13 protein-coding genes are annotated in these 15,688 nt (G+C 48.5%); 4 read left to right on the forward strand and 9 right to left on the reverse strand.

What is annotated here, in order from left to right; genetic code table 11:
* The first annotated feature begins 56 nt into the window (after positions 1-56).
* Genes MHB84_RS11230 through MHB84_RS11240 form a run of 3 tightly spaced genes read left to right on the forward strand, consistent with a single transcriptional unit; the run spans position 57 to position 1,700 of the window.
* Positions 57-551, forward strand: coding sequence for an Lrp/AsnC family transcriptional regulator (locus MHB84_RS11230; RefSeq protein ID WP_064642788.1), 495 nt, complete (start codon positions 57-59; stop codon positions 549-551).
* A gap of 12 nt (positions 552-563) precedes the next feature.
* Positions 564-1,151 carry a chromate transporter gene (locus tag MHB84_RS11235; protein WP_063566299.1) on the forward strand — a complete coding sequence of 196 codons (588 nt, stop codon included), beginning with the start codon at positions 564-566 and terminating at the stop codon, positions 1,149-1,151.
* A gap of 3 nt (positions 1,152-1,154) precedes the next feature.
* The gene (locus tag MHB84_RS11240) at positions 1,155-1,700 is read left to right on the forward strand and encodes a chromate transporter (protein ID WP_053780063.1); all 546 of its coding nucleotides are present in this window, start codon (positions 1,155-1,157) and stop codon (positions 1,698-1,700) included.
* A gap of 204 nt (positions 1,701-1,904) precedes the next feature.
* On the opposite strand, the gene MHB84_RS11245 is transcribed toward MHB84_RS11240, so the two are convergent.
* Positions 1,905-4,277: an Ig-like domain-containing protein gene (locus MHB84_RS11245; RefSeq protein WP_076290709.1), complete on the reverse strand. Its 2,373-nt coding sequence runs from the start codon at positions 4,275-4,277 to the stop codon at positions 1,905-1,907.
* A gap of 210 nt (positions 4,278-4,487) precedes the next feature.
* Between MHB84_RS11245 and MHB84_RS11250 the strand changes: the two genes are divergently transcribed.
* Positions 4,488-5,108 carry a class I SAM-dependent methyltransferase gene (locus MHB84_RS11250; protein WP_076290710.1) on the forward strand — a complete coding sequence of 207 codons (621 nt, stop codon included), beginning with the start codon at positions 4,488-4,490 and terminating at the stop codon, positions 5,106-5,108.
* 156 nt (positions 5,109-5,264) lie between these two features.
* Here the strand turns inward: MHB84_RS11250 and MHB84_RS11255 are convergent, their stop codons facing one another.
* The 8 genes from MHB84_RS11255 to MHB84_RS11290 form a co-directional block, all read right to left on the reverse strand.
* On the reverse strand, positions 5,265-6,401 hold the full coding sequence (locus MHB84_RS11255; RefSeq protein WP_076290711.1) for a glycoside hydrolase family 88 protein: 1,137 nt from the start codon (positions 6,399-6,401) through the stop codon (positions 5,265-5,267).
* A gap of 15 nt (positions 6,402-6,416) precedes the next feature.
* Positions 6,417-8,357, reverse strand: coding sequence for a glycosyl hydrolase (locus tag MHB84_RS11260; protein ID WP_076290712.1), 1,941 nt, complete (start codon positions 8,355-8,357; stop codon positions 6,417-6,419).
* A gap of 19 nt (positions 8,358-8,376) precedes the next feature.
* Entirely contained in the window at positions 8,377-10,392 is a 2,016-nt protein-coding gene (locus tag MHB84_RS11265; protein WP_076290713.1) for a heparinase II/III domain-containing protein, read from the reverse strand.
* A gap of 212 nt (positions 10,393-10,604) precedes the next feature.
* Complete coding sequence (locus MHB84_RS11270; protein WP_076290760.1) at positions 10,605-11,261, reverse strand: SGNH/GDSL hydrolase family protein; 657 nt, start codon at positions 11,259-11,261, stop codon at positions 10,605-10,607.
* A 197-nt stretch (positions 11,262-11,458) separates the two neighbouring features.
* Entirely contained in the window at positions 11,459-12,262 is an 804-nt protein-coding gene (locus tag MHB84_RS11275; protein ID WP_076290714.1) for an NAD-dependent epimerase/dehydratase family protein, read from the reverse strand.
* A 92-nt stretch (positions 12,263-12,354) separates the two neighbouring features.
* Positions 12,355-12,684, reverse strand: coding sequence for an AzlD domain-containing protein (locus MHB84_RS11280; RefSeq protein WP_072734985.1), 330 nt, complete (start codon positions 12,682-12,684; stop codon positions 12,355-12,357).
* On the reverse strand, positions 12,675-13,349 hold the full coding sequence (locus tag MHB84_RS11285; protein WP_076290761.1) for an AzlC family ABC transporter permease: 675 nt from the start codon (positions 13,347-13,349) through the stop codon (positions 12,675-12,677). Before MHB84_RS11285 ends, MHB84_RS11280 begins: the two co-directional genes overlap by 10 nt.
* 285 nt (positions 13,350-13,634) lie before the next feature.
* On the reverse strand, positions 13,635-15,608 hold the full coding sequence (locus MHB84_RS11290) for a methyl-accepting chemotaxis protein (protein ID WP_076290715.1): 1,974 nt from the start codon (positions 15,606-15,608) through the stop codon (positions 13,635-13,637).
* Between the last annotated feature and the right edge of the window lie 80 nt (positions 15,609-15,688).

The following is a 15,688-nucleotide window of genomic DNA, read 5'->3' on the forward strand; positions in this document are numbered from 1 at the left end:
CGTAGATCCTATCAAGATTTTTTATTCTATATAGTTAACAAAAAGGATGGTCAATCATGTCAGAGAAACGCTCCTCCAAAGGGGTAGAAATCCCGCAAATGCACAATCTGGATGCAATCGATCGTAAAATCATTGCCGCCCTTCACCAAAATAGCCGGATATCCTACACCGATCTGGGTGCACAGATCGGTTTGTCCCGCGTGGCCGTTCAGGCCCGCATTAATGCTTTATCCGAAAAGGGAATCATTGAACGCTTCACCGTGGTTATCAATCCTGGCAAAGTTGGACTCCAGGTCTCTGCCTTCTTCAATGTCGATGTAGAACCGTTATTCCTGGATGAAGTGGCCGCGAAACTGGACGAAGAACCCGCAGTAACCAGCCTCTATCATATGACAGGCCCGAGTACCCTGCACATGCATGGTATTTTTGCAGATATGGAAGAGATGGAGCAGTTCCTGCTGGAGAAGCTCTACAAGATGCCCGGCATCGTCAAGGTAGAATCACAGCTGTTGTTAAAACGTTATAAAAGCCGAATGGGCATGAGACTCTAGGAGGAAATCAGCATGAGTTGGAAAGATTACAACGGTCTCGTCATTGGGATGGTACGAACCGGAATTTTGGGATATGGCGGTGGCCCATCGGTTATTCCGCTGATCCGTTATGAAGCCGTTACCCGCTATAAGTGGGTGAGCGATGATGAGTTTGGCGAGATTTTGGCCATAGCCAACGCCCTTCCTGGTCCCATTGCAACCAAGATGGCCGCGTATCTCGGGTATAAAACGAAGGGCGTGCTGGGCGCTATTGTGTCTGTCCTGGCCCATATTTTGCCGACGAGCATCGCTATCATTGCGCTTCTTGGTTCCATGTACGCACTCCGCGAATCGAAAATCGTAGCAGGCATGGTCGCAGCTGTTCGCCCGGTCATTTTTGTTATGCTCGGCATGATGGCATACGAATTCGCCAAGAAAGCATGGAAGGGACTCGGTACAACCTTTGCCGCCCTGTTCGGTGTCCTTGCCTTTGTACTGCTGCAGCTGCTGGATATTCACCCCGGTATTGTGATTGCCGTCTTCCTCGGATATGGCGTCTTCCATCTGGATGTGGTCCAGCGTTTCAAATCCAAACGCGATTCCGACAAGGGGGTGTCCTAAGCGATGCTTCAGACATGGTGGGAATTGTTTTGGGGATTTTTTGTAGCCAATATCTTGGGATACGGGGGCGGCCCTGCCTCCATTCCATTAATGCAGGAGGAAGTCGTCAACCACTACAAATGGATGACCACCGAGCAATTCGGTGATGTACTGGCCATCGGCAATGCTCTTCCCGGTCCAATTGCGACCAAAATTGCCGCATTTGTCGGTTATCAGGTAGCTGGCTGGTTTGGCGCATTTATCGCCAGTTTTGCCACAGTTGTACCTTCGGCTGTCGCGTTAATTCTGCTGCTTCGTTTACTGAACAAGCATCGTACTTCACCAAAGGTGAAAGGGATGACGCTGCTCGTACAACCGGTTATTGCTGTACTTATGATCTTACTTACATGGGAATTCGGTCAGGTATCCACTAATTCCATCGGCATTTGGCAGACATTGATCATTGCAGGGATCTCGCTTTGGGTCATGACCAAGACTAAGCTGCATCCAGCCATCCTCATCGTCATTGCTTTTGCATACGGAGCGCTTGTTCTGTCTCATACGATGTAATTCATTGATTATTTAGATTCGGTGAACGTCTTGGAACAATGTGTTTTATATCCAAAGTGGATATATGCACATGTTTCAGGGCGTTTCTTTTTTTGTATTGTTAGTTCTCTTGTATTTTTCCCATTAAAAAAAACGGTGATGCCAGCATTTAAGCTGTCATCACCGCACATAGAATTGCTTGTTTTATCTTCGTACTTGAAGATATTATTTCGCTTCAACGACTACAGTCACTTTGGTTTTCACACCTGCATAAGTCACGGTAATGGTTGCTTTACCCTTACCATTAGCCTGAATGATGCCATCTTTCACCGATGCTGTCGCAATACGGGAAGATTTCCACAGTGCCGGCTTGGATACGTTCGCTTCGCTGCCATCGGCATACGTTGCTGTAGCAACCAGGGTTGCTTTGTCACCAGGCTTCATGGTCAGGGTTACTTTATCGGTTTGCAAATATTTCAGTGTATCTACATCGACTGCAATCGTTACCGTCTTGCTGCCGTACTTCGCTGTAATTTTTGCTTTACCTGAACCTGTCGCTTTTACTTTACCTTTGGTTACCTGAGCTACTTTGTAGCTGTTGGTTTTCCATTCCGCTTTGTCCGTGACATCACGCTCACTGCCATCGCTCAGATATGCAGTAACCGTAAGATCAGCGGAATCACCGGTTTTCAGAGAAAGAGCCGGTTCGGATGCTTCAATGCGTGAAATAACGTCCACTTCAACCTGAATGGTCACTTTGTTGGAACCATATTCAGCCGTGATATTGGCTTTACCACTACTGTTCGCAGTGATAACCCCTTTTTTCACATCGGCTACGCGGGAGTTGCTTGATTTCCATGTTGCATCGGATGACACGTCTTTGGTCAAGCCATCTTCATCCGTTGCTGTGAGTACGATTTGCTGTGTTTCCTTGGAGGACAACACCACAAAGTTCACATCTGCCTCCAGCCCACTAGCCATGCCTACTTCAACAGGCAGAGTTAACGTTTTACCTTCAATTTTGGCTGTGATGGTTACTTTACCTGTTGCAATACCTGTCACGACACCTTTGCTGTCCACTTCAGCGAGTTTCTCACTGCTGCTGCTCCAATCCGCATCTTCGGACACATCTTTGGATGTATCACCGTATACGGCCAATACTTTCACAGACAATGTACCACCAACGGCTACAGAACCTTTTTTCTTGTCCATTTCATACTTGTCCGGAACATCTACATTCACTGTGAATTTAACGGTTTTGCCGCCGTATGCCGCAGTGATGGTTGCTGTTCCCGATTTATAAGCGATCAGCTCGCCGCCAGATACATATACAACATCCGCATTGCTGGATGTCCATGTTGCTTTGGAAGTTACGTCTTCTGTACTTGCATCAATATATTCTGCATTGGCTACCAGTTTCTTGGTTTTGTTATCACCTGTAACGCTCATAGCCAGTTTATCTTCGACACCCGCAATATCTAGATATCTTGCCGTATCAACATCCACAGTGATTTCCACTGTTTTGCCGCTATACGTTGCTTTGATTGTCGTAGAACCCGCACCAATCGCAGTGACTTGTCCCTTAAATACCGTCGCTACCTTCTCGTTGCTGGATGTCCATGTTGCTTGATCCGTTACATTCACATCAGCACTGCTCGGGTAAGAGGCAGTCAAGACTACATTTGCTGTTTTATTGGACTCACTCAAACGGAAGAAAATGCTCTGTTTCTCCACACTCAGTTTGCTTGTCAGATCGACATCCACATCTATGGATACGGATTTCGTTCCGTATTTGGCTGTGATCTTAGCAGAACCTGCGGAGTATCCTGTAATTTCACCTTTTAATGCATCTGCTACTTTTTCATTACTTGACGTCCACTCTGCCAGATCCGTTACATCTTTGGTTGTGCCATCTGGATAGGTGGCTGTCAATTTTACAGTTTCGCTTTTGTTCAAGAGCAGATTGACCTGCTTCTTGTCCACATCCACACGCTTAACAACCTCAACGTTAACATCCACAGTCACACTTTGACTGCCGACTTTACCTGTGATGACAGCTGTACCGGCGCTTTGTCCAGTAACTTTACCATTCACAACCGTTGCCACTTTCTCGTCATCGGATGACCATTCGGCTACTTTGGATGCATCTGCATTCGTCGTATTATCACTGTAAGTTGCTGTCAAAATAATGTCTTTGCTATCCCCTGTGCGCAAGTCCAGCGACTGTACGTTTTTGGATAGGGCTTTGACCTTTTTGGTTACATTCACTTGAACCGTTTGACTCTGAGACAGATACGAAGTTGTAATGGTTGCCGTACCTTCCTTTTTGGCAGTAATGGCACCATTATATACAGTCGCTATCGAAGTATCACTGCTACTCCATGAAGAACTGATTGTTACGTTAGCCGATGTATTATCGGTATATACTCCTGTCACCGTAACCGAACTGGAATCACCCACTTCGAGCGACAGCTCATTTTTGGAAACTACAATTTTGGACAGTTCTTTATCTGCCGCAGCGGCCAAGCCTACGTTGGAAATACTCAGCACCAATACCAGCATCATCACCATGTACTTGGTCAATCTTGGCTTTAACATCATTTCCCCCCGATTCTTATCATTTTGTTCCTTAGTTTAATGTCGGCAAGTTCTTTCCAGATGTTTAGACTTTCAGGGAATTTTCAGGGGAATTCGTGGGAATTCATTCATCCGATCTATCGATTTTCAAATGATTCATACCTGCAAATATTACGCATAACCTATGTATAGTCACTATTTTGAATTCATTTATATGATCGGGGGAGAAACATGAGTCAGCCTTTTGACTACAAAGGATATTGGGAACAAACGTATAGCTCAGGCGAGACATCCGGAAGGGGTTCGTATGGCGTATTGGCTGAATTCAAGGCAGAGGTGGTAAATGGACTGATTCAGCGTGAGGGTATTTCCAGCGTCATTGAATTTGGATGCGGGGATGGCAATCAACTGCAATATATGAATTATAATACGTATCTAGGTGTCGATGTAGCCGGCTCGTCGGTGCGTCTATGTGCCTCCAAGTTTGCTAACGATACCTCCAAGAGTTTCATGTTATATACACCCGGTCTGTGGATTAATCGCGGTTTCCTACAAGCTGATCTCACCGTCTGTCTGGACGTGCTCTATCATATTACGGATGAAACGGATTTTCGCAATACACTCTACGACATTCTGCACTCTACGTCAGAGTGGGTTGTGTTATACACACGTTTGAAAGAAAACGGTAATCCAGGGGTTAGCACCATTCAGGACCGAAATATTTTTGATTATCTGTTCGACTATCCCGAATTCAAAGTACATGAAATTATTCCTCAGCGATATCCCGACCAATCCTCGGCCGACTTTGTCATCTTAAGACGCACACCCGGCATCGAAAATAAAACAGACTGATACCGAGGGTGTGCTCCGCCTCCAAAACAGGAATACCCTTTCCCATTAGGAGGCAGGCACACTCGAACGGCTGTATGGTAGGTTGCATAATCATGCCCTCTCACGCATACTCGCCGCTTGAAGTGTAACATTCTTGATTCCCTGATTCTCGTTCCCCTAAAATAAACCCGGGCGGCCACGCAGCTTCGCCAGCGCCTCCATATAGAAATAATCGCCGTATATAATCGGCACATTTAAGCCACGACCCTCTGGATAATGCACAGTGCCCTGCATGATTAGACCTTCTTCCGCTGCCGTCTCACCGGAGCTGTAGTTCTCATGCAGTCCGCGAAGGATACGCTCTGCCGCAGCTGCATATTCCTCGCCGCGCGGCGACAGTTTCGCCAGCTCCAACAGTCCGCTTGCGGCAATCGCCGAAGCGGACGAGTCCCACGCCACCTGATGCTCGGCAGGTGCGCGGAAATCCCACACCGGTACGATCTCTTCGCCAAGCATGGCGAGGAAGAAATCGGCCGCCCGCTCCGCTGTCTCCAGATAGCGGGCTTCGCCCGTATACCGGAAAGACAGCGAAAACCCGTGCAACGCCCAGGCGGTACCCCGCGCCCAGGCTGAACCTGGAGCATGGCCCTGCCCGCCATGCTCCTGCAGCTTCTGCCCCGTGAGTGGATCGAACTCCACCACGTGGCAGATGGACCCGTCAGCGCGGACGAATTCGCGCGCCACGGTGTCCGCATGCGCTTCCGCCAGCCAGCGGAAGCGCGGGTCGCCGCTCTGCTCGGATGCCCAATAGAGCAGCGGCAGGTTCATCATGCTGTCAATGATGGCTACGCCGCGCGTATCCATGGTTGACGAGCTGAAGTTCCAGGCGCGGATGAATTCACCGCGCACGTTAAAGCGGGCAGCGAGCAGATTGGCGGCGAGCATGCCCCGCCGCCGACCATCTGCGCTGCCGGTCTGGCGGTAGTTGGCTACGCCACTAAGCAGCCAGATGAAACCGAGATCGTGATCCACCGATTCGGGATCACGCAGACAACCTTCCAATTGCCGTTCACAACTTTCGGCAATGCGGGATAACGGAGCGACAGCTTCGTTTTCCGGTGACTCGCCATAGACAAGCCATAACAGCCCCGGCCAGAAGCCTGCGGTCCACCATTCGGGATCATTTCGGTCATATATGCCCTGCGGGGCCGTGTGCGGAAATGTATCCTTGATGCGCTGCGCGTTGCGACCCGTTTTGGCCGCTCCTTGCCGCCAGGCTTCCTCTAGCCATTTCACAGATGTTGATGTATTCATAAACCTATCCCTCCTCTAATTGATACCCAATCTGATCGTAAACGTTATACTTCGCACGCCGCTCAATTCCATCCTTGCTTCCTTCAGCAGCCCGTTGCGGGATGCTACAGGCTGTTCCTTGAGATGAATAGTGGCTCCTTCATCCAGCACGGTGGATTCCACATAAGCTCCCCGGTACTCGCTGCGCACAGCCTGCTTGGAATGAGTGATGACAGCCTGCTCGCGTCCATCACTGAACATCAATGGAATGAGTGCCCCGACAGCCTCAAGCTCACCGTCGAATTCATATGTTACAGTAAGCAAATCCGCCTGCTGTACATAGCGGGTACGCAGTGAATCGAGTCCGGTTAGTGGGCCAAGCAATGTCACTGTAAATGCATTGGCCTGATCCTGATGCTTCCTGTCATATCCCTCTGGGGAGGCTGAATCATCTCGGACCTCTTGATCTACCGTTTCAAATAAAATCGAACCTCCGCCCTCGGCAGGATCAATCCCCGCATCCCGGTCATAATCAATACCTGACGGAATGCCCCCGGCAAGACTGTGCCAGTTTCCATCTGCCGTCTTCCAGACAGGACAATAGCTCAGCGGACCAACTTCCCCTTCCGCAAACTCCGTGAATCCGGATTGCACATGTCCAGCAGCAGAAGGACCGATCAGCCCTGGCAATCCCACCTGTTGTATGCGCACAAGACCGGGAACCGTGTATGGATCATTCATGGCCGTATGCAGAATCATTTGTTGACCTGGTACAGAGGCGATAATCGTTTCAAACCATCCATCGGCCTGCAATACACGGTTACCCACCTCGGAAGGAAGGTATATCTCCGTTACATCTTCACCAGGATCGCTAAGGCAGGCATGGGCCAGCGCTGCTGCCGTCCACAGATTATAACCCGTATGATTCGTATAGATTTCGTAGCCATGACGTGCCTCAGGTGCATACTCGTTGCGAACTATTTTCAGACGTCCATCATCCATCTTCCAACGCTCCACCGCTTCGAAACACCGATTGGCGGCACGAGCGAACGCTCCAGCCATCACCCGATCTCCAGCCTGTAAGGCCTGTGTTGCATGGGCAGAACATACGTAGGCTGCTGCCGCTTCATTCCATTGATGTTGGGAGCTGCGTCCACGCGGAGGAATCTCCCCCAGCGGTGACAGTGTAAGCAGGGTACTGAATGCACCATGACGTAATTGTTCCTTTAACTCACCAGCGCAGGCCCCGTCATATCCCGCTTCAAGCATGACATCCAGATGATAGCGGGTTGCAATATCATAAGAAAATGGACAATTCGGTCGGTCCAGCGGACCGTCCTGATATAGTCCAAGCGGTGTGAAGCGTGGCAGATGATACAGATTCAGATAACGGTCCATCCAATCCGTACCCTCACTGGCGAGATGTTCCCTCAAGCGCAGATATTCTCCGGAGATCATGATGGCGTTCCAGTTGATCATGCGATTGGGATTGTTCATTTTGCTCATTGTAAAAACATAATCTTGTTCTGGCTGTATCTTCTTAAGAGCCTCTGCCCAGATCTTTGCTTGCTCAGGCATATGCGGCTTCAACAGAATGTAAGCTCTCATCATCAACACAGGGAAAAAGTCCGGATGATGATCCGGTGCACAACCCTTCACAACAACATCGATACTGTGTGACAGGGCCGATGCGGCCGAAGCAAGCAGGTCCATATGTCCCGCTTGAACAAGAACCGATGCAGCCATTGCATAAGCTGGTGTGGAATAATATCGCTCGGCCTCCGAGAACGGATCAATAATGGCGCCGCTACTATCCTGGTAAGGGGTATAAGCCCGAGCAACACTCTCCACAAGGGCCAATTTACGGACCTGATTCCAACCGTCTGACGGGGCAGGCCCCGCCTCTTCCGCCAGTTTACAGTAATTCTCGAGTGCATCTTTCCATGGATACGTTGATGCGGCTGTATACTCACTCACGTATGCTCACCTCCATCTTTCACTTTGGTTCAATCGTGAACTTCAGCTCACACACCGTCTCCAGCAGATCGGTTTCATCACTTCCTGCAAAGGAGTTGTCCGACTGCTCTCGCCATTCAAGTGATGTCCGATAGAATGTAACTGGCACATTGTCATGATCAACCGTATTAATGACCTCTATATCCGCCTGCCATTGGTTTGCATCGTACGTCATACATACCGTTGCTCTCTCGCCATGCCATTGAATCTGCCCCTCATGTACCTTCTCAGGTACCTTTCTACTCATAAACCGCTCCGTCACACTCGGCCGTTGCAATTCTCCCACCGAATGTAACGTGCTTGATGAAGACGCCGCTCTGTTTTTCCATTGAAATCGATCCTTCAGACGAAGTTCTGCCACGCTCCCGACATCATTAACAGGAACGCTCCAATGCAGCTGGCGTGTATAACAAGCGAGCGAAGTTGCTTCAGGATAAGCTGCTGTCAGTTCCAAACAGGCATCCAGTGTACGGTCATCGTCCGAAACCTTCGCCTCAAGAATCTGTGCTTGCGCCTCGCGCCCTGAGCTCTGTTCCTTCCCCTCAATCCGGGGCACGCTATGCCCGGACGAACTAATGTGGAACAACTGCTCTCTACCCGGAGCAAAATAGGCTTGTGTGTACAGCCCTGCTCCCGGATCACAAAGAATGTTTTCGCCACCACAATGAATCATAAATTGCCCAAGATCATTATGGTTATGGGGTTCATCGTTATGCCCGGCCTTGACGGAAAAAGCAATAGCTAGAGGTTCATCTCTGGTAAGATCTGCGCTTGGAGAATCAAGTGCTCCCTTGGCAATCATCCAGCCCAAATCTTCAAAATTGATCACTCGTTCCGAAGGAACAACCTCCGCTTCTTGCAAATACATTGCCGGACTGCTCCACATCACGTTGCGCAGCAGGTGAGCCCAACGATGACAGGGATCATCGGTAAACAATGGAATATGAAACGGCAGATCGATCTGTATACCGAAACGAGATGCCAGAAGTGAAAGCAAGCCCGAAGGAATTTCCTGCTGCTCCGCACTATCCGAATAATTCACGAAGGTTCCTCCTGACAGATGAACCCGCAGTGGGAAGGATGCTATCGCCGCTATTTTCGAACCACTCAGCAGATCCAACTTACCTTCACTGTTCTCATGCAGCATGTCGGCATAATAGACGAAATAGCCGAACCCATACACCCAGTAACCAATGCCTTCTGCACAGCCGCCATCCATACCATAGCCACTCAGAAATGACTGCATGGAACGAATCGTCTGACCGACCGATTCCTTCAGAATCGCTTCTTCCTCCAACAGTAATAATCCAGCCATGCCACAGCATCCGCTGCACACAGCAGACCAGTTATGATCTGCATCTTGCCAGTGATAGGTACGTTGTTCCCGATAGAGTGGTGTGAAGATGCGTCGTTCGGCCTCAGCCCTAATCCGCTGGATGATACGTGGATCCAGTCGATCCGCGTGAATGGTCACGATTTCGGCCAGCATATGTACCGTCTCCGCGGCAAACAGATCAATATTACCGGTGACCTGTTCCACTCCCCCCGAACCCAAATGTGCAGGCAAACACCATGTATACTCACCACATACATCCCACAACATATCTTCCAATGCCTCTATCCATCTCGGCGCATTCAAATCCACAGCGAGCAGCGCTATTGCCGCCAGACGTCCCCTGCGTTCAAAGTACGCATCCTCATACAACTTTCGTTCCCCGGTATCCCCAAACTTCCGATAAAGACCGAATGACAGAGAAGGCAAACTTTCGTTCAAGGCACGTTCCCCATAGCTGCTCAGATCTGTGTAGAAAGAAGTTAGCTCTGGTTGCAATAATGCCTTTCCAATGGCATCGATAGAATAGATCGAGGGTGTTGAAGCAAGCAGAGCCTGCTGACTCCTCTTTCTGTCTTGTACCATCTGATGTACAGCCTGTTGAATGACCGTAGAGTCCGGCATGGATATGGAGCTGACTTTACTTTGATTGGTGTTTTCCATTGAATTCACCCTAATCTATATGGAATACGAAACCTTCATTATATGTAACCGATTTCATTTTACCGGATAATGCTATACATTTGAAGAGTTATCCATCATATCCATCCAAATTAACCACACAATTCCTGTTCCAAATATAAAAAAACGAAGAACCCACCTGGGTTCCTCGTTACATTCAGCTTTTTAGCGCAGGCTGGATATTGCTAATTCTATTAACCAATCGCAAGTGGAGAATTCTGTACAACGGACAGCCACTGACGTGCAATCAGCTCATGACCCGCTGCGGTTGGATGCACACCATCCCATAACCAGTAGGCTGCGTCAGCTTGTTCGAGAGCATCGTTGAACGTTTGCTGCAAAGGTACCCAGACCGCTCCGAACTCACTTGCGAGTTCACGGACCAGATTTTGATACTGCCCGATACGCTCCTGCCAAGTGTCCCAAAGCTCCACTGTAGCTCCGGTTTTAAGAATGAACGGCTCCATTAAAATCAGCCCGGTATTCGGCATTACTTCCCGTGTTTCCTCCAGCAAATGACGATATGCACGTCCAAGACGATCCGTCACTCCACTAGGTTCGCCATTCATGGTACGCCATGCATCATTAACACCAATTAGAATACTAATCAGATCCGGCTTCAAACTAAAAGTATCCTCGTTCCAGCGTGCATACAGATCGGAAGCGCGGTCCCCGCTAATTCCTCTGTTATAGAACGTTGGCTGTTTGGCTGCCAGTTCCACACCCAGTTTGCTTGAGATCAGATACGCATAGCCATGCCCGAGAAAATGATTCGGATCATCATTGCGCGATCTCCCTCCGTCTGTAATGGAGTCTCCCTGAAAAAGTATAACGGATGAATGTGTACTCATAATCAAAACCGTTCCTTCCTGTATGTAAAATGAAAACCTTAACCCTTCAGTCTCCATTTTATCCCTTTCGGGCGCAATAGAAAATAGCGTTTTCAGAACGATTGTTATCAGTTAACTCTCCGCGCTGTACTGCCCACAATGTCACCCGCAGTTCTCTACGTCTATGAGACGTTTCAGGTCTTTAAGATTCCAGGATTTCAGGATTTCGGGTCTTTCGCGACGTATCCTCCGCCCTGATATTCCGTCTCATCCTGCTTATCCGGCGATCCCTTACGTTTCGCTTCTTCCCATAGCTCTGCTGCATCGTCCTCCGGGCGGTACCCAATCTTCTGTGCCAGATATCCAATATCATAATAATTGTCCGTATTCGCTGATGTTCCATATAGATTAACATACTTCATGCTCGAATCCGCCTCAATGCAGCACTGAGCAAGCTGGACCATATCTCTGGGAGAGATCCAAATGTGTGCGGAACGCTCAGAGTGTGGATGTGCATCGCCCGAGAAGTTGCCTATTCGAATATTGAATGACGACAAGTCATATTTATCCACGTAATATCGCCCAAGCAGCTCTATATAACATTTGCTGAGCCCATAGAAACTGTCTGGCCGATATGGATCATCCACTTCGATATCTTCTCCTGTTGGATAAAACCCTGTCGCATGATTTGAACTCGCAAAAATGACCCGCTGTACACCGTTCAACCGTGCAGCTTCATACACATGGTAGGCCCCTGTTACGTTAATCGGCAGGACTTTGCCCAGAAAATCCTCTTCATCCTTGGCCCATGCAATATGCAGCACCGTCTGAACCCCCTGCATTAGCTCTTTCAGTCGTTCTCCGTCGGTCACATCCATCGCTACAATGCCTGCTTGAGGATCATCATGAAGATCGGCAGCCACAATGTCATACTTGCCCTTTCCCCTCAGTCCCTCCAGCAGACTGCGACCAATGATTCCCGCTGCTCCCGTAATCAATATTCTGTGCTTCGAGTTGCTCATGGATTTAGCTCCCTTCGCTCTATTACGATCCTATAGAACATTATTAACCGTTAGAGCGAAGGATTTACCTGATCCAATAAAGGCCCCGTATATTATCCCATCAAGTACCGCAAAATCATCATTGCAACAATACCGACAAGTACGGTTCCGAGCAGACTTCGTGTCCAGATGGCTACAGCAATCGTAGGCAGTGCTGCCCACAGAGCTGGATTATGTGTAATCGGCAGCAACTGGTTGTCCGCCATAAACAGTTCCTGACCAATCAGTGCCGCCATGACCGCCACGGGTACATATTCAAGCCAGCGTAACAGCCACATCGGAATCTGTATTTTACTGAACAGCATGAGCGGCAATACGCGCGGGATGAACGTTAACAAAGCCGAACCCATTATAATCCAGAATACATCCCATCTTACTTCCATCGTTCCATCACTACTCCCATCGTTGCCGCAATGACCGCAGCCACAATGACACTCATGCTGCCAAGCGAAGCCATGCTGGCGAAGATTACACAGATCACGGCGATGATCGCCACATTGATGTGTAATTTTTTATTTTTGCGCTGCATCAGTTGAAGCACTACCAGACCAATAAACATTGCAGGCAGGGCAAAATCAAGTCCAAGCCGCTCGGGATTGGTTATCCAGCGTCCAAAGTAAGCCCCTGCCATATTCGCCACAAACCAATTCAGATATGCTGTAATATTCAGACCGTGCATCCAGCGCTCACTCAACGTTTTCCGGCCAATCGCTCGCGTCATCGCCACGCCAAAGGACTCGTCGGTAAGCAGCGAGCCGATCCACATATTTTTAAGCGGCGTCAGATGACGAAAGTACGGTGATACGGCTGCACTCAGCAGCAGATGGCGAAGATTCACGAAGAATATGGTGAAAATGATAGCAGTCGCTGAACCACTCGAGGCAAGCATGCCTGCGGCAATAAACTGAGCTGATCCAGCGTATACAATCAGACTGAGCAGAGCCGTTTCCGCCAAACTTAAGCCTGCCGTCATTTCAATGACACCCGCTGCAAACCCAATACTTAAATATCCAAGCAGTGTTGGGATACAGTCCTTAACCCCTTGCATAAATGAAGCATCATCCAACACCTCTTCGGTATTTGCGGGCCCGGATGTCAGTGGTATGGATTTATCCAAATCCGGTTCATCCCCTCTCCATGTCATCCACATCTTGCGGATTACTTTTAATTTAGAAATATACCACAGGATAAGACATTCAGGGAGAGACAGATTCACTTTTACAGAACAGATGCGTTTCGAGTCTTCATAAAACGTTGATTAACGAAGAGCACCCACGAGAAAAAGACTGCAGGGTTTACAACCCCACAGTCTCCTTCGAGAAATGCTATTGAACTATAACTTGAATTTCTCAATCATGCTTTGCAGATCTTCAGCCATACGGGACAATGCCGCAGAAGAAGCTGCAACCTCTTCCATTGTAGCGAGCTGCTCCTGAGCAGCAGCTGAACCATCCTCGGTTCCTGAAGCAATCTGATTGGATAATTCAATGGTGGCGTTCACTTCCTTGGACACATGACTCATGCCTCCATCAATCTGACGGGAAGCTGCCGACACTTCTCCAGCTTGTGCAGCAACCAACTGCACAGCACTACGGATATTTTTGAAGGCCTCTCCCGCCTCCGTAATCATTTGCGTACCTTTAATCATGCCTTCTCCTGTAAGGGCAAAGGTAGACTGTACCGCATTTGTTTTCTCTTGCATCTCACGCATAAGTTCATTAATACGTTCGGCAGCACTGCCCGAATTGTTGGCTAGCGATTTTACTTCATTGGCCACGACAGCAAAGCCTCGACCTTGTTCACCTGCTCTTGAAGCTTCAATGGATGCGTTCAAGGCAAGAATGTTGGTCTGTTTGGCGATGTTGGTGATCTCAGCCACAATCTCAACAATCTCTTCATTTTTCGCTCGAAGATCCTGAATGACAGCAGCCATGGCCTCACTCTCATTATTCACCTTCTGAATATGAGCAACCGCCTCTTCCACCGTAATCATACCCGCTTCGGACTTGGAAGATGCTTCTACAGCTATGCGAGCCGTGTCTTCGGCACTCGATGAGATTTCTTTGACACCTATGGACATTTCACCGACGAGTTGACCCGTTGCAGCAAGACTGGCGTTTTGTTTGTTCGTTCCTGCCGCTGCATCCTGCATCAATTCGGCAACCTGTTCCGTCGCTCTGGATGTCTGTTCGGAACTCGCCATCAGCTCCTCAGAGGATGCTGCCAGTTGGCTCGATGTATCATGTACTTCGCCCAGAACGTTACGTAGCGATGAGGTCATGGTATCGAAGCTTGCACCGAGTTGTCCAAACTCGTCACGGCGCTGTAAACCTACACGAACTGTCAGATCACCCGCGCTTACTTTGGATGCTGCTTGCGTTAGTTGCAACAATGGACGATGAATACTGCGAATAATGAACACAAGAAGAATAATACCAATGATCAACGAGGTCCCTACCAGAGTATAGGCACGAATCAAGATCGGTCTTACTGCATCCGCTGCTTCAGAAGGAACCATCTCACCGACAATTTTCCAGCCTGTTTCGGGATTCGTATAGAATACGGCTTCCAATTCTTGTCCATCATACGTGTACTTTACAGTTCCTTGTTCTTTTGTATACATCTCATTAATGTAGCTCTCATTGGACTGCACACCGGATTCGATATTGTAATGGAACAGGAACTTCCCGCCGTTATCCAGCATATACAGTTTTCCCTTTTCACCAATATGTATCTTATCAACGGATTCTTTCAGATGATTGAGACTTACATTAGCTCCAATTACCCCTTTACCATCGGCCAGCTTGGCAGCGGCGGTGACAACCCATTCACCCGTGGTTACCGACTGGAACGTATCCGAAATAATTGGTTCATCCTGTGACATGCCCATCGTATACCAGCTGCGTTCCCGTGGATCATAGATCTGCGCTCCGGGATCAGGTGATTTCATCCAGCTGCCATCTTCAGCACCTACTGTTATTACACCCAATTCTTTGTGAGCTTTGGACATACGATCCATTTGTCTCTGAACAGCTGGTGATTTATTGATAATATCTGTTGAAGTAATACCCGCTGCAAACTGTGCAGCGTTATCCTTCTCCATATCCAGCATTTGAGTAATCTGCAGACTGAGCATTTCCGTTTTGGCCTGTGCAGAATGAATGATTTCTTCCCTGACCTGGTCTGCTGCTTTTAAATAAGACAACCATCCCACGCTAATGCTCGGTACAATCAGGAACAAGAGCAACGAAGCGATCAGACGTTTCTTAACCGTTAATGTAAACCAATTGCGAATCCTTTTCTTCATTTAAATATCCCCCATCATCATCTTCACCCCTTTTTTATCGGACAAACGCAGTAAAAATATTATGTATGGATACTAAAATG

Origin of the sequence: Paenibacillus sp. FSL F4-0087, from assembly GCF_038020215.1 — a bacterium.
GTDB classification, from domain to species: Bacteria; Bacillota; Bacilli; order Paenibacillales; family Paenibacillaceae; genus Paenibacillus; species Paenibacillus taichungensis.